Genomic DNA, 20,243 nt, shown 5'->3' with positions numbered 1-20,243 from the left:
ATAGCCGTCTTTTCCTTTATACTTTGAAGATTCCCCCAAATCCTTTGACAAGAGAGGAGACTTGCGTTACAGCATTCATCATTGTTCCTGCGGTATTGACCATTTTATTCACATCAACTTTCCCATCCTGTGACTTGAAGGAATTCATAAATGATTGCATGCCGCCGGGTTGTTTTGGTATGTTAATGTGTTTTGGGTAAGGGTTCATCATTGGATAACCATTCATTGGCATGTAAGATTGATGATTAGCTTTATCATCCTTTGGAGCAAGTGGATTTTGGAATAAAAATTGTGAATCCTTTTGGAAGTAAGACTGGTTATTATTGACCATATTTTTGGGGTTAAATCCCGGGTTAAAGTTCTGTCCATGGTGATGGTATTGCGGGTGGTAAGAATTTTGTTGTTGGTAAGCCATCCAATCATAATTTTGCGGCTGAGTTTGATAAGGATGCGGCTGATTGCGATTTAATGGCTGCTGACTCCCATGGTACCCGATTGGAACTTGGTGCATCATTTGCCCCGAGTATCCATAATTTACGTAGTTATTTGGTCTTCTATTACCAAACATGGGCAAACATCTCCTCTGTATATTCTCTATTACACATTATGAAGGGAAGAAATGATTGGTGATTATTTTGAAATTTTCTTCAATGTCTAATTAAGGGGAATCTTGTCTAAAGTTTAAATATTTTAAAAACTAAGCTTTTCCATTATTTCGTGTTACGATAGAAAAAATGATGAAGGAGGAGCTATTTTATGGATATTCGTGAATTAAAAAGCAAATTTATTCAAAGTCGGGATTACAATACAGATGATGTTAACGCACTAATGGATTTTGCTAAGAAAGCTTATATTCAAAACGAAATTAGCATTAATGAATATCGCCAGATTGTTCGTGAACTTGAAAACCAAGGCGCAGTAATACCTGAAACCGATATTGAAAACTCCCTCATCGAAAATACTTGAACAAAATAAAAGAGATGCTGTCTAGGCATCTCTTTTACTTTTCCTAACCTCTTTTAGAATTTCCTGAAGGAGGAATTCTACGGTTCGGTTGGTATCTAAGAATCTCTTTTTACTAGTGTTGGAAAAAAAACATTGAATGGAAAGCTGTTCCATATGCTCTGCTGTCATGTCAATTTGCTTTAAATGAATATGTTTAAGTGAATTATCTGCAAACCACTTTTTCATTATTCCCTTCCAATCGTCAGTTATTGCCTTAACTTCATCAGCAAATGGTTTAATGACCACATGAAAATCCCTAGTTATTCCTGTTTCCCTTGCCTCCTGATAATATTTAAGAAATAAACGGTTACGCTGGAGAAGTGTTTCTGTTATATGAATGATTTCTTCAGACATCATTTATTTACCCCCTCAAAAAAAAACAGCAATTTTAGCCTTGCTGTTTTCAGTCAGTACCACTATTTTGCCGTAATTAATACCCTAATTCAAGCTTTAATGATTTTGAAAGCTGATTTGGATTGAAATCAGGATTTTCTTCATTGTATATTGGATTAATCTTATTTATAGTATTTTCCACGAACGCTATTTTTTGAATCGGTTTCATTAATTTCCCTTGTTCTTCCTTTTTCAAACGAACTCGTTGCTCGGAGAAAGATGCCTCGAGAACGGACTCCAATTCTTCCAATTGATCGTATATTCCTGTCAGCATGATCAGCAGTTTTTCTTTGTCAGCTAATGACTTATTCATTAATAAAACCCTCCTCGCACTATTTTATTAGGTAGTATTCTCCTTCTTTAACCTGCTTCCTTCTTACTTGACAAAACTAGAAGCAATTCGCCAAAGAAAGTGTCAATAATGCCCCTATCCGCTGACAGTTCGACATAATCCTTTATTCGCATGAAAAAATACAAAATCGCACAAGCTATTATCGGAGGTGTTATAATGTCAAACAAGAAAAAGCAAACCAATAAACAAACACAATCAGAAGCAGAAAAAAGAGTTGGCTACGGTGATAAAAAAATGGAAGGGCCTGATCGTCCTTCAACATAAGAAAAGCGCAAGCGCCCTGTTCAGCGGCGTATGGCCTGGAGCGCTCCAATTGAGATAAAGGAAACACGGTGAGCTTCGCTGCCCGATGTTGACTTATCGTAGGGCGGAGCGCGAAGGACATTAGCCGCTAGGGCGCTGGAGCTGGACAATTCTCGAAGTCAATATTTATAATTCCTTTATGAAGCAAAAAAAAGCAAGGATTTCTTGCTTTTTTTATTCCCATTTTTTCAACTGTAATACTTTTTGAATGGAAAGTAGTAATTGAAGCTGGTTTGACTTGGCGAAATACCAGTCAGTAAGGTGGATGGGGTGCTGGTGCCTTACAGGGAAATATAGCCAGGCTGGGGAAACCGTTCTTCGCATACTCCAATCTTCAGATTCATGCTGATGATGAGTAATAACTGGGAAGCTCGTTCGCAGCATCGGTGTGTTCCTGACGGTTTTTATTTTGAAATATTGTTCATAGTCATATCTGGAGCCGGTATGCGGTGTTTTTTCCGCGAATTCAAAAAAATAGGGAAACAGCCGAGGATGAAAAAGAATCTCAGCGAGTCTTTTTCCCAAGTTAATCCTCTTCGAAAGAGATTTGAAGCCATTCACACTTGCCCCATATACTTCACCACCACAGGTTGGAAATAAGACACAGCTGAAATGGAGCCAGTCCTGAAAGGAAAAAATCAGCGAACGGAAAACCTTTTTCTTATAAATTGGATGGTCGATTACGGGTGTTTGAATCACATTTTGCTCATTAATTATTAAAGCGGTTGTTAGCCTCTTCTTGTCGTTTCCTATCCAATACCTTTGCCATTCTTTTTGAATAAATGAAGATACATTAAAAAACGAAAGTAAATGAAACATTGGCCGATTTATTTTCGTCGAATATTGATAGACCAGTAATTGCGGAAATACATCATGAAAAATGAGCCAATTAGCTCGCTCATACGTTAGGAAAAGCTGCTTTCTTGTTTTAGCTGCGATAAGATGGGGAAAAATTGAACCTGAGAGGTCACACATATTCCAGCCCCCATTTCTTGAAACCATACTTGCAAGGAAAGACCAAATAATATCCGGATTCTCCTTAAAATAACTTAAATAGGCGGCGGTTCTAGAAATATTATCGAGATTCTTTTTATCCGTTTCACTTTGAATTTGACGAATGATTGATTGTTCCTGTATCGTAAGATGATTCATAGTAACTTCCCTTACGTTTTTTAATAGAGTATGAGTCAGTTGGGTTCATCCTTTTATGAAAATTGAATCATGTTTATCTTTGTCAAACACGGTACAATTGTTAATAGGGTGTGCCTGCAAAGTTTTTTTATACACGCCAATTCCTCAAAGATTTGATATGATAGGAATAGTTTGAGAGGTGCAAAACATGAACTTTAACTATCCTAACGGAAAAAGGTATACACCAAATGAAATTGGGACTGCCAGAACTAGGGGTACTAGAAAAAACAGCTCTTATAGTAACCGCGGTATGACACTTGAGGATGATTTAAATGTAACAAATGAATTTTACCGAGAAAGAAAAATTGCCGTCATTCATAAAAAACCAACACCAGTGCAAATCGTCCAGGTTGATTATCCAAATCGCAGTGCAGCAGTCATTAAAGAAGCCTATTTTAAACTTGCTTCAACTACCGACTATAACGGCGTCTATAAAGGAAAATATATTGATTTTGAAGCAAAGGAAACACAGAACACAACGTCTTTTCCATTAAAAAATTTTCATCAGCATCAAATAAAGCATATGGAGGAAGTCCTTAATCAAGGAGGCATTTGTTTTGTTATTCTGCGATTTTCAAGGTTCGAGCAGGTTTATTTGCTTGAAGCCAAACATGTGATAACTTTTTGGGAAAGAATGGATAATGGGGGAAGAAAATCAATCACCAAAGAAGAAATCGAACAAAAGGGTCATCACATTCCACTTGGCTATCAGCCAAGAATTGACTATATTAAAATCATAGATAGATTTTAACCATTTTTCAGGTGGGACATGGTTATAGTTAGAAAGGAAGGAAATTACAATGTCTGAACAATATAAATCAAGAGAGGAGCGCCGAAAGAAACTCCAATCCAATGGAAAACCAAAAGCAAAGAAAAAAAAGGGCGGGATTTTTAAGAAAATTTTTCTAAGCCTAGTTGTTCTTGGAATCGTTGGCATTATAGGCGGGGTTGGTACTTTCGCGTATTTAGTAAAGGATGCTCCCACACTTGACCCAAAACTATTAAAAGATCCCATCCCTTCGAAGATTTTAGATAAAGATCAAAACCTGTTCTACGAAGTGGGTTCCGTTAACCGGGAATATGTTAACTATAAAGATATACCAAAGGTACTTGAAAATGCCGTTATAGCAACTGAAGATTATCGTTTTTACCAGCACCATGGGATTGACCCCATCCGCCTTGGCGGTGCTGTTTTGGCTAATTTCCAGCGTGGATTTGGCGCGGAAGGCGGCAGTACGATTACACAGCAGGTTGTTAAAAATGTATTTTTAACTATGGATAAAACCTTAAAACGGAAAGTTCAGGAGGCCTGGCTTTCTTATAAACTTGAGCAACAATATACAAAGCATCAAATTTTCGAAATGTATGTGAATAAAGTCTATGTATCTCGAAACAGCAATGGACTTGCCACAGCAGCAAAAATCTATTATGGCAAAACATTAAATGAGTTAACGTTAGCAGAGGCTGCGCAAATTGCCGGAATGCCCCAAAGCCCAAACAATTACAATCCGTTTGACCATCCGGATTTGGCCGAGAAAAGACGAAATATTGTTTTAACATTAATGGAGCAGCATGGATTTATTTCGAAACAAGAAATGGAAGAAGCGAAAAAAGTTTCCGTTGCAGCTACTGTATTGAAACCAGAACAGCGTACCGTGGACGAAAAGCCTTTCGATTCTTTTGTCGATGCTGTTATTGACGAAGTGAAGGAAAATACTGACCTTGATATTTTTACAGATGGGTTAACGATTTATACGACATTAGATCAGAATGCACAAAAATATGTTTATAATATGCTTAACACAAATGATATTATTAATTATCCTGATGAGGAATTTCAGGCTGGAATTTCGCTTCTAGATACGAAGACGGGCGAAATCCGCGCCCTTGGCGGCGGCAGAAACCAACAGGTAAAACGCGGCTTTAACTATGCAACTGACACAAGGCGTCAGCCGGGATCGACTATCAAACCCGTGCTTGATTATGGCCCGGCAATTGAATACTTAAATTGGGGAACCTTTGAAATGATTGAGGATAAACCAATGACCTATTCCAATGGGAAGAAGTTTGGAAACTGGAACCAAACATATATGGGGCCAATGACGATTAGAACCGCTCTGCAATTATCGCGGAATACACCTGCCGTCCAAGCACTTCAGCAGGTTGGTTTGGATAAAGCAAAAGATTTTGCAAACAATCTCGGTATTCCTTTAAAAGAAATTTCTGAAGCATACGCCATTGGCGGCTTTGAAACGGGTGTTTCACCGCTTCAAATGGCCGGGGCTTACAGTGCTTTTGGTAATAAGGGCGTATACACAAAGCCGCATGCAGTTACGAAAATAAAACTGCGCGATGGAACTGAGATAAGCACTGCACCGGAACCGAAGGTGGTCATGAAAGATTCAACCGCATTCATGGTTAGCGATATGCTAAAAAGTGTTCTCGTCTCTCCCGGTACAGGAACAAAAGCAAAAGTACCCGGTCTTCCGATTGCCGGTAAAACGGGGACAACTAACTATACCGCTGAAGATATGGAAAAATATAATATCAAGTCCAGCTCATCTGTCCCTGACGCCTGGTTTACTGGCTTTACGACCAATTATACTACCGCTGTTTGGACCGGATATAAGGACAGGACAACGCCAATTTCAACGGTTGAAGGCCGCGGCATTGCCCAATTAATTTTTAAGAATGTAATGGCCTACGTTTCAAAGGATACCGACACGCCTGATTTCACTATGCCTAATAGTGTGGAAAAAGTCAGGATTGAAAAAGGCTCGATGCCGCCAGCCCTAGCCGGCGAGTTCACACCGGCAAGTGAAGTATTAACCGAATATGCTGTCAAAGGACATTTACCAAAAAAAGTATCGGAGAAATATAACAAACTTGATTCTCCTGTGAATGCTGCAGCGAAATATGACGAAGGCAAAAATGAAATTACCTTGTCATGGGATTACAAAAAGAGTGATGAAAATGTAACCTTTGATGTAACCGTCGATGACGGGGCCGGTCAAAAACATTTCCCAGTAACAGATAAAACTTTAACCGTATCTTCAGTTGTACCAGGAACTAAGTATACCTTTACAATTGTCGCAATTCGCGGCGATAAAAAGAGTGACCCAGCCACAACTGCAATTGATATACCAAAACCAGCTGATGAGAATAATCAAGAGAATGATAAGGGTAAGGGTAATGATAATGGCAATAACAATGGTCAGGGGAATGACCAAGGGAATGAAAACGACAAGGATAAAGATAAAGACAAGGATAAAGACAAAGATAAAGATAAAGGCAAAGGAAATGGCGGGAACCAGGGTAATCCCGGCGATAACCCTCCCGTTACTCCCCCTGGAAACCCAACAGGAGGCCAAGGATCAGGATCCCGTGAATCTTAAGAAAAGCGCAAGCGCCCTGGTCAGCGGCGTATGGCCTGGAGGAATTCGACTGAGATAAAGGAAACACGAAGAGCGCAAGCGATTCGATGTTGACTTATCGTAGGGAGAAGACCGAAGGACAGTAGCCGCTAGGGCGCTGGAGCTAGACAATTCTCGAAGTTCAATGTTATAAATTCTTATCTCTTAAAGTAAAAAAAATCGTCTAGGCCTTTGGCCTGGACGATTTTTTCATAGCCCTATGTTTTACAAAAAGTTTTTCTTGTTCAACCATCAGTTCTGACAACTGCCGAAATGAATGATATAAGCTTGGACGTGACTTAATAAACGCTAATCTTTCTTCAATATTAACGGGCTTAATTTCTAATTGGCTAAAAAAAATCCTACCATCAAAAGACAGGTGCAGACTGTTTGATAAAAATAAAAATCGAACAAATAATTGAATTCCATGCTCCATCAATTCCCTGCTGTTTTCCGGGTTTCGTTCATGGAATATTGTCTTTAGCTGTTCCTTCTGAGAACTCCATTCCGCTAGTAACTCAGATACTTCCCTCTCTTGATTAACCATTAATGACAGCCTTCGCTTTCATTCGTTTCTTGCCTTCTCTGCACAGCTCTAACAATGGGCAGCTTGGGCATTGGGGATTTTGCGCCTTACAATGATACCTGCCAAAGAAAATTAACCGGTGATGGGTCACAGACCACTCCTCAGCCGGAATTTTTCTCATTAATGTCTTTTCTACTTCCAGCACTGAATCCTTCCAGCGGCAAATTCCCAGACGCTTACTCACTCTTTCAACATGGGTATCGACTGCAATTGCGGGGATGTTAAAAGCAACCGAGACGACCACATTGGCAGTTTTCCTGCCCACACCCGGCAGCTTGGTCAATTCATCACGATCCATCGGGATTTCGCCGTCATACTCATCTAGAACCATCCGGCAAAGGCTTTGAATATTTTTAGCTTTATTTCTATAAAGACCAATCGAACGAATATCACTTTGCAATTCTTCAATTGAAACCTGTAAATAATCTTCGGGTGTTTTGTATTTTTGAAACAAATCCTTTGTTACCTTATTAACCAGCTTATCCGTGCATTGTGCCGATAAGGAGACAGCAATAATAAGTTCAAATGGATTAGTATGGTTTAATTCACAATGGGCTTCAGGAAACATTTCACCAATTTGATCTAAACAATAACGGATTTCAGTATTTTTAAGCATGATATTACCCCTTCGCAAAATAAAAACGAGAGGGTCCCCCTCGCTTAATGATAATTATTGTTCAAGCCAATTATAAAAAGGGACAGAAGGCTGCCGGGCTTCAACTTTTGGAATCATCTTTTGTGTTTGTTTTTGACGAAATTTTTGTCCATGGCTTTTCGCCTGTTCAATCGTCTTGATTCCATTTTTCTTCCATTCGAAAAGAATTCTATCAATATAGCGAAAATTTAATTTTCCGGACATTACTGCTTCCCTAAGCGCTGCTTTAATAATGATAGGGTCATGATGATCGTCATCCATCCACATCCCAAGGGATTCACATTCAAAGGGAGATAACGGGCGCCCAAATTCCTTCTCAAAACAAGTATATAGATCGGACTCTTCAGCTTTCTTATCTATTTCTTTATTTGTTTTGTTATTTATTAGGAACTGGTCGACAAGTTTTTCCCACAAAGGTTTAACCGAATATTTCTCAAAACGAATGCCTTCATTCGAATATTCATCGGTGATTTCAATAAAACCTCTTTGTATCAGCCTTCTAAGCATTTCGTTACATTCTGACACAGAAATCGTCATTCTTGCTGAAAGTTCTTCTGGAGTAGGAAATTCCTGCCCCTTTTCTAAAAAGGTAAGAATATTTAATAAAAGAACAAGTTCAATTTCGTTCAAATTAAGTTTACGATACTCTGAAAATAATAAAGCAGGTACTGTAATATTACCTTCTTGTATCCATGATAATATGTTTGATTTCATTTTAGGACACCTCCTGATAAGTATACCATGAACAAACAATCCGAGTAAGGAAATTGGGTATCCATATTTGGTAAGGAAAATAGAAAAGCGGAAGCGCCTTGGTCAGGGGCTGAAGCTGGACAAGCAAAAAGCCTGCTAAATGCAGACTTTTTGTTCATTCTCTAAAGAAGATTATATCTCAACTTTTGCCGCAACAAACTGGTGTATTCTGGAAACTGCTGTTTCTAATTGCTCTAATGAAGTCGCATACGATAAGCGAATATTATCAGGTGTGCCAAAGCCAGACCCGGGGATTACAGCTACTTTCGCTTCTACAAGTAATGCCTTGGCAAAATCATCGACATTTTGAAATCCAGTCATTTCGGCGGCAACCCTAACATTTGGATAAAGATAAAAAGCTCCTTGGGGCTTTACACAAGTAAAGCCAGGTATAGCCACTAATTTATCATAGATTATCGCTAATCTTTCTTCAAATGCCAAACGCATTTCCCGAGCAGCATCTTGCGGGCCGTTATAGGCAGCGATTGCCGCATATTGAGCGGTCGTTGTAGGATTTGATGTGCTATGACTGGCTAGGTTAGTCATAGCTTCAATTATCTGCTTATTGCCGGCAGCATAGCCAATTCGCCAGCCAGTCATCGAATGTGACTTGGATACACCATTAATAATAATCGTTTGTTCTTTAAGCTCAGGAGAAAGTTGAGCAATTGAAACATGCTGAGCTCCTCCGTAAATAAGCTTTTCATAAATTTCATCAGAGACGATTAAAATGTTTTCCTCTAAACAGATTTTGCCTAGTTCCAACAGTTCTTCCGCTGTATACAAAACACCTGTTGGATTACTAGGAGAATTGATAATAACCGCTTTAGTCTTTTTCGTAATTCCCTTTAGCAATTGTTCAGGTGCTATCTTAAATTGATTTTGTTCAAGCCCCTCAATATAAACCGGAACACCGCCTGCTAATTTAACTTGTTCAGGGTAGCTTACCCAATAAGGAGCAGGAATAATAACCTCATCACCATCATTTAAAAGCACCTGAAACAAGGTATATAGCGCATGCTTTGCCCCGTTTCCAACGATGATTTCATTCGGTTTATAGCTTAAGCCTTGGTCGTTTTCAAACTTCTTGATGATCGCCTTTTTAAGGGCAGGTAATCCTGCGGAAGGAGTGTACTTAGTATGCCCCTCATTCATTGAACGATAGGCTGCATCTAAAATATGGCTAGGTGTATTAAAGTCAGGTTCCCCGGCACCTAAACCAATAACATCTACTCCCTGTTCCTTTAATTCCTTTGCTTTAGCGGTAATCGCTAATGTTGATGAAGGCGTTAATGCCAATACCCTGTTTGCTAATTCTATTTCCATTTCTCTTCCTCCCATCTCCAGTGCAGCTATAGGTTCTCAATCTTTTTCAGCCATTCACCAGATTCAAAGTCAATATAATAATAATTTATTAAATTATTTTCAGAACGGTAATAAATTTCCCATAATGGGATATTTTTTTCCATTCCCAACCGGACTGAGATGATTTTTTTTGGGTTTTTTTCTTCTAATAATTTCTGAATAGCTTCCTCTTTAGTTAGACCATCGCTTGCTTTTTTTACAACCAGTTTCTTACTCTTTTCGGGAATCCAAATGATAATTTTTTCACCTTTTTTATCTTTCCCTTCAATTACATCAATTGTTTCTAAGCCGCTATAAATATGAAAATCTACCACTTTGCTTAATGAAGTCTTTTCATTCGCCAGTGCGACAGCTTTTTTTTCAGCAGCTTTTAGCGGTTCTACCGAAGAAAAATATACTTTTATCATAATCCCGACAATAATTACAATAAATAACACGATAAATAAAATCCATTTTTTCATTTCATCACTTCTTTATGTACGATATATGGTAAAAATCGCTTTATTTTGATCATCTTTATCAAGGGCCAGTCCAAACATGAGCTCCCTATCTTTTAAGTTTCGATTAAGGGAATCAACAACTTTATATAAATCCGGACTATACTGGATTTTGACTGTTGAGATAACTTCAATTTTACTTTCCATCAATATTCTCCTTTTTCTAAAATCTTCTCAATTATTATAACAGGAATATGACTTTAACGGATTGTAATTCGCTGCCAAATTAAATGATTTTTTTTAAATTCTGCTTGTACTTATTTTTCTGGTACGGTTGGAATGGTAATGACTTCATAATTTGTTTTGGTAAATTTAATCGTTATCGCACTATGTTTTTTGGTTACATGAATCTCAGACCAAGTATTATGCAAATCATCAAGGATGTCACGATCAAGCTTTTGCTTTTCTTCTGCAAAAAGGATCGCTATTTGCGGATTCAACAGTTCAATTAATTTTCCGGATAATGTGTCTTCCTTATGGTGATTGGGGAGCTTGAAAATATTAACATCCTTGAGATTTTTCTTAAGGATGATTTGCTCTGCCTGTTTGCTAAATGAGCTCATCAAAAAAATGGTGTGTTTCAAAAATTGCAGAGTCAAATCCATGCCTTCATCTTGTTCATTGCCGCTGAATTGGACCTCAGCCGTCATCTGCGGAAGAATTTCCTTCTTTGCCCCAGTTTCCCAAGATACTATGGAAATTCGCTTTGCTTGCTCCAAACGTCCTGCAAGTTGTTTGGAGATGTCTGATGTTGTAATTATTTCTTGAATGTTATATTTTGCTATCAGCTGGTTGAGGTTATTTAAAGTTCCTTCCTGGCCGTTATTTGTCAGAATTAAGGCTTCGATTTTATTTACACCATAAAGGCCTAACCATGCTTCCAATTCTGCTTTTGTCCCTTTGCCACCGGCATTAACTAATATATTTTTATCATTTGGGCCTTGAAGCAATATCGCTTCCCCATTAGCGAGACCCAAAAAACTCACAGCTGCTTCATCTTCTCTTAAATTTAAATCAATGTTCTCCACCTTATTTGCAATAAATGGTTCGGCCTGTACTGAAAAAGTGCCTGTAACAAATAGAGTCATAAGGATTAGCAATATTCTCATACACATTCCTCCCATTTATTCACTTATAGGATTTGATGAATTTCCAATATTATCATAACCAAGAATGGATCAGCTCAACCAATTCATTAATCGTTCCATTTTTCACAGGGACAGATGGGATTGATTTCAAAAAGGCTTTCCCGTATTTTGTCGTAACAATGCGCCGATCAAATACAATCATTAATCCACGATCTTTTTCGGTACGAATCAAGCGTCCAAATCCTTGCTTAAAGCGAAGAATCGCTTCTGGAAGGGAGTATTCTGAAAAGGCATTTCCACCTTGTTCGCTAATTATCTGGCATTTCGCCTCAGTCAGCGGCTCCTCCGGCGAACTAAACGGGAGTCTGACGATAACGAGACACGATAAATCTTCACCTGGGATGTCAACACCTTCCCAAAAGCTGCTTGTCCCTAGTAATATCGCTTTATCATAGCGCTGAAAATTCCTTGTTAACCGCGTGCGGCTGCCACTGGTAATTCCTTGAGCAATTAGAACGTATTCATTTAGAAAGCCGCTTTCTTTAATGAGCTCATATGTTTTCTTCAGCATGTCATAAGCCGTAAACAGGAGCAGCATTCTTCCTTTTGTCGCTTCAGCAATTGTGATAATATGTTCGGTTATTGCAATTACATATTCATCCAACGAAACCGAATTTATTGCAGGCAAGTCTTCAGGAATGAAAAGTTGAACCTGATTTTTATACTCGAAGGGCGAAGGAATCGATTGTTGAACAGTTGCGTCAGCATTAAGACCTAATTCTTTCATGATGTAGCTATAAGAATGATTAACCGTTAACGTAGCAGACGTAATGACAACAGCTTTTTTTATTTGAAAAAATCGTTCCTTAAGCTGCTCCGCCACAAATGCAGGCTGTGCCAAAAAGGTGGTAATATTTTGTGGTGAGCGGGTATCCATTTCAATCCATTTTACATCCTTGGATTCTTTTAAAAAGCATTTAATAACCGTATTCCTTAACTCCTCCAGTTCAGTTCCGAATAAATAGAGTTCTTCCAATTTATTCTCTTTTGCTGCTGTTAACGAACCCTTTGCTTTCTTAATCGATTCCAGTCGGTCCATGATTGCCGCATGTAAATCCTTCAGTATGAATGCAACCCTTTCGGCACTATGGACAAGTGCATTTCTTTCCTTCCCGCTATCTCTATGTGAAAATCGTACTTTTATTCGATTAAAGCCTTTTTTATTTATCTGCTTCGCTTTTGCATAAACGGCGATTAGTTTAAAAAATTCATCCATTTCATAGGTAAGATCGATGACCATTTGGTTCAATTCAAATGTATGCAGCAGTTTTCCTTTTTGTCTTGGGATGGCAGCCAATAACTCTTCCATTTCATAAAACAGTTGTTTTTGTTCATACAGTCCAAATTGACCAATCATCAACCTTGCGGATAGATAATCAAGAGAATGGCCAAAAAACTGGCTCGCCACTTTCTCAAGGTGATGACCTTCATCAAGGATGACATAATCAAAGGCAGGCAAGATGGAGCCTTCCCCTTTAATATCACTTAATAACAAGGAATGGTTAGTAATAATAATATCAGCCGCTTGTGCATCCCTTTTTGCCTTTTGATAGAAATCTTTTTCCAGCCACATATCCTTCTTTGAAAAAATAGGTGCTTCATTTTTGATTTTATTCCAGTAAATAAAACCGCCGCTTGAAAGATTTAATTCATCCTTATCACCGGTTTCTGTTTCGGTCAGCCAGACGAGAATTTGCATTTTTGTTAAGGTGGTATCATAATTATCATTTTTATCCAACAATGTCTGCGAAAACTTTTCTAAACTTAAATAGTGGCTCCTTCCCTTAAGAAGTACCGAGTTTATTTTAAAAGGCAGGATTTTTTCTAAAAGCGGAATTTCCTTTTTTAGTAGTTGTTCTTGCAGTTGAATCGTATGTGTACTGACGACAATAGGAACTTTAATTTGTTTTGAAAAGCATGCAGCAGGCAGCAAGTATCCAAGCGATTTTCCTACCCCGGTTCCGGCTTCGATTAGACTATGATTTTTATTTTGAAAGGCTTGATAAACAGTATCCATCATCATAAATTGGCCAGTCCTTTTCTCAAAGAACTCGAAGCCTTGGTTGACAACCTCTATTTTCTCTTCCTCTGTGGAAGGGTACTGAAAATCTATCATGTCTGCTTCTTTATTGACCACTAAAGGAGTCAACTTCTTTAATGCTAAATTTCGATAAATTTCGATAGCATCGGGTAATTCTTCCGTATTCATATCCTTATTTGCCATTATTTCACCGAGCATCTGCTGCAAATCGCTCTTTAGCCCTCCTGATAGATGTGTAAGTTGCTTAAGAGTTACGAGCGGCAGCGATGATAACCGTTCTAGCAGAATAAGAAATAATTCGGCGGTAACCTGGGCATCGCTATCAGCCTGATGCGGACGGTCATGCTGCAAATTTTCTTTTTCCGCTAAATCTGTTAACTTGTAACCATCAGCTGTAGGAAACAGAAATCTTGCCATTTCCACCGTATCTAAAACAGAACCATAAAATCCTTCTAATCCAGCTTGGATTAGTTCCTCTTGAAGAAATGATAAATCAAATAGCACATTATGTGCTACAAAAAAGGCACCGTCAAGCAAAGACATGACCTTCTCTGTTATTTCAGCAAACAAGGGGGCATTCTTGACCATTTCATCATTAATACCGGTCAATTCTTCGATAAAAACCGGAATCGATTTTTGTGGATTGACAAGTGACGAAAATCGATCTGTGATGATCCCATTTTCAATGACCACAGCACCAAATTGAATAATTTTATCGCCCTTTTTCGGCAAGTTCCCCGTTGTTTCTAAATCAACTACAACAAATTTATTTGACATTCGATAAACACCCCGAAACTTCGTTCATTAAACGGTATCATAAAAAGGAAAAAAAGAAAACAATCACACATTTACAATTAAAAAAATCCCCGGAAATCGGGGACTTACAAAACTGTGAGTGCAGGTTCTTTATTGATCAGTTCTTTAATGCGATTGTTTTCATCCATAATCGCCACTCTAGGATTGTGAGCAGCTAGTTTTTCTTCGGGTACAATGGCATAAGAAATGATGATAACAATATCCCCTTTTTGGACAAGGCGGGCTGCAGCGCCATTTAGGCAAATAACACCGCTGCCTCTCTCACCGGGAATAATATAGGTTTCAAGACGGGCACCATTGTTGTTATTGACAATTTGAACTTTTTCATTCGCTATCATGCCAACAGCGTCTAAAATATCCTCATCTATTGTAATACTGCCTACATAATTTAAATTAGCTTCTGTTACGATTGCTCGATGGATCTTACCGTTCATCATAGTACGAAACAAAAGTATTCCTCCCCTGTTGTCACTTTTTCAAGTCTAATCTAGATGAATAATGAAATTATCAATTAAGCGAACCTTAGTAAATTTTACAGCGAGTGCTATAATTATGGAACCCTCTATTTTTTCCAATGGCTTTAACCTTGGATAAGAGAAAATTTCGACATAATCAATTTGTCCATTGGTTTCACTTGTAATCATTCCACTAATTAGCTCGATTAATCGAGAAGGATTTTGTTCACCTTGATCAATTGCTTCTTTTGCCGCTGCTAAGCTTTTATAGAGCACTGCTGCCTGAATTCTTTCTTCAGGTAAGAGATTGACATTCCGGGAACTTTTCGCGAGCCCATCCTGTTCCCGAACAATGTCGACAGGAATAAGCTCGACTGGGAAATTAAAATCAGCAATTAACCCGTCAATGACCGCTACCTGCTGTGCATCCTTTTTACCGAAATAGGCTTTATCCGGCATCACCATGTTAAATAATTTTGTAATGACAGTTGCAACACCGTCAAAATGACCTGGGCGGGATTTTCCGCATAAAACATCAGTTCGTTCCTGAACCGTCACTCTTACCGATGGTTCATTGGGATACATTTCTTCCACTGACGGGTAAAAAAGATAATCCACCTGCTCACTTTCAGCTAAGGCATGGTCTCGCTCAAAATCGCGGGGATAATCCGCATAATCCTCTGTTGGTCCAAACTGTAAAGGATTGACAAAAATACTGATGACGACAATATCATTTTCCAGTCTTGCTTTCTTTATCAGAGTTAAATGGCCTTCATGCAGAAATCCCATTGTCGGGACAAAGCCAATCGATTTTCCTAACCCCTTTTGTTTTACGATTTCTTCGTTTATTTCCTTAATGGTGGTAATAACCTTCATTCCTTGCCTCCATAAAGTACCTTCAGTTCCTCTTCCTTCATCGTAAATGTATGCTTATCTTCAGGAAACTGATTATTTTTCACATCTGCCGCATAGGCTTGAATCGATTCAATCATGAAGGGATTTACAGCATGGTATTGTTTGACAAACTTCGGCACACGTTCAACTCCATAGCCTAAGATATCATGATAAACAAGCACCTGCCCATCCACATTAATACCAGCGCCAATCCCAATTACAGGAATGGAAATAGACTTTGCTACTTCCTCTGCCAGCTGCTTTGGTACACATTCCAAGACAACAGCAAAGGCACCTGCTTTCTCACATTCTTTCGCATCTTCGATTAACTTTTTCGCAGCATGCGCATCTTTTCCCTGAACCTTGTAGCCACCCAAAACGCCAACTGATTGCGGGGTTAACCCAAGGTGGGCACAAACAGGAATCCCGGCTTTTGTAAGGGCCGAAATTTTTTCAATAACCTCGTCGGCTCCTTCAAGTTTTACAGCGTGAGCGCCTGTCTCCTGAATGATTCTGCCTGCGTTAATTAATGTATCTCTAACTGATAGATGGTAGGTCAAAAACGGCATATCTACGACAATAAATGTATCTTTAGCTCCGCGTTTAACAGCTTTCGTGTGGTGAATCATGTCTTCAACCGTTACCGGGATGGTGGAATCGTAACCTAGAACCACCATTCCAAGCGAGTCGCCAACTAAAATAACGTCAACTCCCCCCTGTTCTGCTTGTTTTGCAGATGGATAATCGTAGGCCGTTAACATGACAATCTTCTCGTTCTTTTCCTTCATTTTCAAAAAATCTGTTGTCTGCTTCATCTTTTTCCCTCCTTTTATAATGGGAGAGGCGATAAAACGAATTCGAAGAGCAAATAAAAAGATCCTTCTGAAGGCAGAGGATCTTTGTTACTCTTTTGCGTGTTCCATCCCTCTGTCCCGGTCCGTAAAAACGGATCTAGGCAGAAACCTTTTTAATTGTTATCACAAGTCGGTGCAGTTCCCAGGGATACTGCCCATTGAAATTATCATACAAAATGTACACGTTTCTTGCAAGGAATATAATGCTATGTGAGAGGGTTCAAAGTTCGATATCAGCAGAATATACATGGTGGATAACACCAGATTGGTCCTTTATTTTTAAAACGCCTTCATCCGTGATTCCCAATGCTGTTCCTTCAATTACGTTTGTTAACGTTCTTGCTTTAAGTTCTTTTCCAATACTGACGGCATAGCTTTCCCAAAGAAGCTTAATCGGAAAAAAGCCTTGCTTTAAATAGAGTAAATACAGTTTTTCAAAATGTTTAAAAACACTTCTAATTAACGCTGCCCGGGAAATCGCCTCTCCTTTTTCAATCGATAGTGAGCTGGCTATTTCCTGAAGCTCATCTGGGAAATCCTCTTTCCGTTGATTGACGTTTATGCCAATTCCAATAATAATCGAATGAATTCTGTCCGCTTCAGCCTGCAGTTCTGTTAAGATCCCAGTTACCTTTTTTTCATGCAGTAATATATCATTTGGCCACTTTATTTCAGGCTGCAGTCCTGTTATTTCTTCCATCGCCTGAACAACTGCTACAGCTGTTAATAGTGTCAACTGAGGCGCGTTCGTCAGCGGGATATTCGGCCTAAGAATTAAACTCATCCAAATGCCTGTATATTTTGGTGAATGCCATTTTCTACTCATTCTGCCTTTTCCGAATTTTTGCTCTTCTGCAATAATTACAGTTCCCTCCGGTACATCCTCAGAAGCGAATTGATGGGCAATCTTTTGTGTCGACTCAACACTTTCTTGATAGTGGAGATTCCTGCCGATAAATTCCGTTGTCAGCCCTAGTCTGATTTCATCGGCGGTTATTTTTTCCGGTGTTTTTAGAATTCGGTAGCCCTTATTTCGTACGGCTTCTAATTCAAAGCCTTCTTTCCTTAATTCCTTAATGTGCTTCCACACAGCGGTTCTTGAGCAGCCAATTACCTCAGCAAGATGCTGCCCGGATAAATAGACGTCGCCAGCTTTGGTAAAGGCATCAAGCAATTCTTTTCTTAATTCGGATTGCACGCCATTAGCCACTCCTTAATTTTTTGCTTATTATTTTCTAATTTCCTTGCTACGATTGCATTCTCTATCTCTACTAGCGTCTCTTTCAGCCAGGGTCCGCCGCTTTTGTCGAGCCATTTCATCACATCGTTCCCCGTGACCTTAATGTCAGCAGGATGCTTGATTGGCAGTTTGTCGTACAAGTCTAGCCAATGATTGATTGAATCTGTTTCTTTCATTCCGTTGATAACCAAGTACAGCTTTTCAACAGATAGGATGTTGTCATAGCCTGCATGATACAAATCAAAAACGGACCATTCATGCTGAAGTCTTTTTTCCAGGAAGAGTAATTGTTGTTGTATCGCTCTTATGTCTTTAATTGCCATCCGCCACTCTCTTAAAAACTCCACGACTTCCTTTTCCTGTATATCTAAACAAAAAAGCAATATGGACCACATTTCATTTTTATTTAGGCTGTCACATTGAAAGTTAATCAATTGTTTTAAATGCTTTTCCTTAGTCGCCAAACCCGGCAAATAAAGAAATAAATTCGTTTTAAGCAAAACCTTGATGGCTTCATTTCGATTCTTGCCGCCTAAAAGCTTTTCAAACTCTGCTTTTTTTCTTTCAACAGCAATATTCTTAAGTAAATCAACTTGCTTAATTAATGCCGTTAACGTATTAGTTTCAATTGTAAAAGAAAGTTGGCTTACAAACCGAACTGCCCGCAGCATTCTTAACGCATCTTCACCGAAACGCTCCTCTGCCTTACCAACGGTTTGAATTACTTTATCTTTAATTGCCGTCTGTCCATCAAAGGAGTCAATTAGTTTTCCATTTCGGTCCATCGCGATTGCATTCATCGTAAAATCCCTGCGCTTTAAGTCATCTTGGAGATTACGGATAAACGCTACCTCTTTCGGCCGGCGAAAATCCTTATACTCCGCTTCGGTTCTAAAGGTAGTAATTTCATACGATCCGCCGTTAAATAACACAAGCACTGTTCCATGCTCAATTCCAATATCGACAGTTTTCGGAAAGATTGATTTCACTTCATCAGGTGTTGCTGATGCAGCAATATCTACGTCGCTAATCCTTCGCTTTAAAAGGTAATCCCTAACGGAACCGCCAACGAAATAGGCTTCGTAACCGGCATCCTCTAATTTCCTTAACACAGGATTAGCTGATAAAAAAGGTTCTATCATCCTACTTCACCTTAATTCATTAATTTATAATATAATTGTTCATATTGTTCAACAATTTTTGCTGCATTGAAGGTTGTTTTAACCGTTTCCACTGATAGCTTGGAAAACTGCCGATGAAGATGTTGATCATTTAACAGCGCAATTGCTTTACTTGAGATCTTTTCTATGTCTCCTACATCACAAATAAATCCTGTTTCTCCATGCAAAATGACTTCTGGGATTCCGCCAATATTTGTCCCAATACACGGCACGCCACAAGCCATAGCCTCTAAAGCTACCAGCCCAAAGCTTTCCTTTTCCGAAAGTAATAGCATCAAATCACTGATGGAATACAATTCCTCAAGATTCTCTTGTTTTCCAAGGAAAAGGACCTGGTCCTCTAACCCGAGCTGCCTTACCAGTTTACAAACTAAAGTCATTTCTGGTCCGTCGCCAACTAACAACAATTTAGCGGGCATTGTCGCAGAAATTTTCGCAAAGGTTTTCACTACATCTTGGACGCGTTTTACGGCCCGAAAATTTGAGACGTGGATGATCACTTTCTCTTCTTCTTTAATCCCGAATTCTCCCTTTAGTTTACAAGCATCTCTTTTATGGTAGATTCGCTCATCAATAAAATTATAGACAGTTTCAATTTGCTTATCCGGGTTGATTAGTTCATAGGTTTGATCCACTAATGCCTTGGAGACAGCAGTGACAACATCGGATTTTTCGATACCAAATTTAATCGCATCTGTTAATGATGGATCATACCCTAATACGGTTATGTCTGTCCCATGTAGTGTCGTGACTATTTTTATATCTCTGTGGCTCATTTGCTTGGCTAATATCGCACACACTGCATGAGGAATGGCGTAATGAACATGGAGCAAATCTAATTTCTCCCGATTTGCTACTTCCGCCATTTTGCTTGCCAGGGCAATGTCATAGGGTGCGTACTGGAAAACAGAATATTGATTCACTTCGACCTGATGGTAATAAATATTATGATACATTTTATTAAGCCTGAAAGGAATGCTTGAAGAAATAAAGTGAATCTCATGTCCTTTTTCTGCTAGCATTTTCCCAAGCTCTGTGGCTATTACACCCGATCCGCCCACTGTTGGATAACAGGTAATCCCAATTTTTAGTTTCTTCATT

The 20,243-nt window shown here is 38.9% G+C and carries 21 protein-coding genes; 3 read left to right on the top strand and 18 right to left on the bottom strand.

Features of this window, described 5'->3' with window-relative positions:
• Positions 1 to 16: 16 nt before the first annotated feature.
• Positions 17 to 568 carry a YppG family protein gene (locus AA980_RS15065; RefSeq protein ID WP_024027081.1) on the bottom strand — a complete coding sequence of 184 codons (552 nt, stop codon included), beginning with the start codon at positions 566 to 568 and terminating at the stop codon, positions 17 to 19.
• 188 nt (positions 569 to 756) lie between these two features.
• Here AA980_RS15065 and AA980_RS15060 point away from each other — a divergent pair, with 188 nt between their 5' ends.
• Positions 757 to 966, top strand: coding sequence for a YppF family protein (locus AA980_RS15060; protein WP_024027080.1), 210 nt, complete (start codon positions 757 to 759; stop codon positions 964 to 966).
• A 21-nt stretch (positions 967 to 987) separates the two neighbouring features.
• Here AA980_RS15060 and AA980_RS15055 read toward each other — a convergent pair whose 3' ends face one another.
• The 3 genes from AA980_RS15055 to AA980_RS15045 all read right to left on the bottom strand — a co-directional run bounded on the left by AA980_RS15055 (position 988) and on the right by AA980_RS15045 (position 3,205).
• Positions 988 to 1,362 carry a DUF1798 family protein gene (locus AA980_RS15055; protein ID WP_034723319.1) on the bottom strand — a complete coding sequence of 125 codons (375 nt, stop codon included), beginning with the start codon at positions 1,360 to 1,362 and terminating at the stop codon, positions 988 to 990.
• A gap of 73 nt (positions 1,363 to 1,435) precedes the next feature.
• Positions 1,436 to 1,711 carry a hypothetical protein gene (locus tag AA980_RS15050; RefSeq protein WP_024027078.1) on the bottom strand — a complete coding sequence of 92 codons (276 nt, stop codon included), beginning with the start codon at positions 1,709 to 1,711 and terminating at the stop codon, positions 1,436 to 1,438.
• A 516-nt stretch (positions 1,712 to 2,227) separates the two neighbouring features.
• On the bottom strand, positions 2,228 to 3,205 hold the full coding sequence (locus AA980_RS15045) for a DUF2515 domain-containing protein (protein ID WP_024027056.1): 978 nt from the start codon (positions 3,203 to 3,205) through the stop codon (positions 2,228 to 2,230).
• A gap of 187 nt (positions 3,206 to 3,392) precedes the next feature.
• Here AA980_RS15045 and recU point away from each other — a divergent pair, with 187 nt between their 5' ends.
• Both recU and AA980_RS15035 read left to right on the top strand, forming a co-directional pair.
• A complete protein-coding gene (gene recU / locus AA980_RS15040) occupies positions 3,393 to 3,995 on the top strand; it encodes a Holliday junction resolvase RecU (protein ID WP_024027057.1) in 603 nt (200 codons plus the stop codon).
• A gap of 49 nt (positions 3,996 to 4,044) precedes the next feature.
• Complete coding sequence (locus tag AA980_RS15035; protein WP_024027058.1) at positions 4,045 to 6,639, top strand: penicillin-binding protein 1A; 2,595 nt, start codon at positions 4,045 to 4,047, stop codon at positions 6,637 to 6,639.
• A gap of 202 nt (positions 6,640 to 6,841) precedes the next feature.
• Here AA980_RS15035 and AA980_RS15030 read toward each other — a convergent pair whose 3' ends face one another.
• The 14 genes from AA980_RS15030 to bshA all read right to left on the bottom strand — a co-directional run bounded on the left by AA980_RS15030 (position 6,842) and on the right by bshA (position 20,242).
• Positions 6,842 to 7,204 carry a YpoC family protein gene (locus AA980_RS15030; RefSeq protein WP_024030517.1) on the bottom strand — a complete coding sequence of 121 codons (363 nt, stop codon included), beginning with the start codon at positions 7,202 to 7,204 and terminating at the stop codon, positions 6,842 to 6,844.
• Entirely contained in the window at positions 7,197 to 7,859 is a 663-nt protein-coding gene (nth, locus tag AA980_RS15025; RefSeq protein WP_024030516.1) for an endonuclease III, read from the bottom strand. The genes AA980_RS15030 and nth overlap by 8 nt, the downstream gene beginning before the upstream one ends.
• A gap of 54 nt (positions 7,860 to 7,913) precedes the next feature.
• Positions 7,914 to 8,612 carry a DnaD domain-containing protein gene (locus AA980_RS15020; protein WP_024030515.1) on the bottom strand — a complete coding sequence of 233 codons (699 nt, stop codon included), beginning with the start codon at positions 8,610 to 8,612 and terminating at the stop codon, positions 7,914 to 7,916.
• Positions 8,613 to 8,783: 171 nt separating this feature from the next.
• On the bottom strand, positions 8,784 to 9,971 hold the full coding sequence (locus AA980_RS15015) for a pyridoxal phosphate-dependent aminotransferase (protein WP_034724901.1): 1,188 nt from the start codon (positions 9,969 to 9,971) through the stop codon (positions 8,784 to 8,786).
• A gap of 32 nt (positions 9,972 to 10,003) precedes the next feature.
• Entirely contained in the window at positions 10,004 to 10,477 is a 474-nt protein-coding gene (locus AA980_RS15010; protein ID WP_024030513.1) for a cell wall elongation regulator TseB-like domain-containing protein, read from the bottom strand.
• Between the two features lie 12 nt (positions 10,478 to 10,489).
• Positions 10,490 to 10,660, bottom strand: coding sequence for a YpmA family protein (locus AA980_RS26450; RefSeq protein ID WP_024030512.1), 171 nt, complete (start codon positions 10,658 to 10,660; stop codon positions 10,490 to 10,492).
• A gap of 110 nt (positions 10,661 to 10,770) precedes the next feature.
• Positions 10,771 to 11,622, bottom strand: a complete 852-nt coding sequence (locus AA980_RS15005) for a ComEC/Rec2 family competence protein (RefSeq protein WP_024030511.1) — start codon at positions 11,620 to 11,622, stop codon at positions 10,771 to 10,773.
• Between the two features lie 52 nt (positions 11,623 to 11,674).
• Positions 11,675 to 14,479 (bottom strand): ATP-dependent DNA helicase DinG, encoded by a 2,805-nt coding sequence (gene dinG, locus AA980_RS15000; RefSeq protein WP_024030510.1) that lies wholly within the window; start codon positions 14,477 to 14,479, stop codon positions 11,675 to 11,677.
• Positions 14,480 to 14,583: 104 nt separating this feature from the next.
• Positions 14,584 to 14,967, bottom strand: a complete 384-nt coding sequence (gene panD / locus AA980_RS14995) for an aspartate 1-decarboxylase (RefSeq protein WP_024030509.1) — start codon at positions 14,965 to 14,967, stop codon at positions 14,584 to 14,586.
• A 33-nt stretch (positions 14,968 to 15,000) separates the two neighbouring features.
• Entirely contained in the window at positions 15,001 to 15,849 is an 849-nt protein-coding gene (gene panC, locus AA980_RS14990; protein WP_024030508.1) for a pantoate--beta-alanine ligase, read from the bottom strand.
• Positions 15,846 to 16,682, bottom strand: coding sequence for a 3-methyl-2-oxobutanoate hydroxymethyltransferase (gene panB / locus AA980_RS14985; protein ID WP_024030507.1), 837 nt, complete (start codon positions 16,680 to 16,682; stop codon positions 15,846 to 15,848). The genes panC and panB overlap by 4 nt, the downstream gene beginning before the upstream one ends.
• A 259-nt stretch (positions 16,683 to 16,941) precedes the next feature.
• A complete protein-coding gene (locus tag AA980_RS14980; RefSeq protein ID WP_024030506.1) occupies positions 16,942 to 17,919 on the bottom strand; it encodes a biotin--[acetyl-CoA-carboxylase] ligase in 978 nt (325 codons plus the stop codon).
• The gene (locus AA980_RS14975) at positions 17,904 to 19,103 is read right to left on the bottom strand and encodes a CCA tRNA nucleotidyltransferase (RefSeq protein WP_024030505.1); all 1,200 of its coding nucleotides are present in this window, start codon (positions 19,101 to 19,103) and stop codon (positions 17,904 to 17,906) included. The genes AA980_RS14980 and AA980_RS14975 overlap by 16 nt, the downstream gene beginning before the upstream one ends.
• Before the next feature lie 11 nt (positions 19,104 to 19,114).
• The gene (gene bshA, locus AA980_RS14970; RefSeq protein ID WP_024030504.1) at positions 19,115 to 20,242 is read right to left on the bottom strand and encodes an N-acetyl-alpha-D-glucosaminyl L-malate synthase BshA; all 1,128 of its coding nucleotides are present in this window, start codon (positions 20,240 to 20,242) and stop codon (positions 19,115 to 19,117) included.
• Between the last annotated feature and the right edge of the window lies 1 nt (position 20,243).

Source organism: Neobacillus vireti (assembly GCF_001026695.1).
Taxonomy (GTDB): domain Bacteria; phylum Bacillota; class Bacilli; order Bacillales; family Cytobacillaceae; genus Neobacillus; species Neobacillus vireti.
This window is presented reverse-complemented; position numbering and strand designations above follow the sequence as displayed.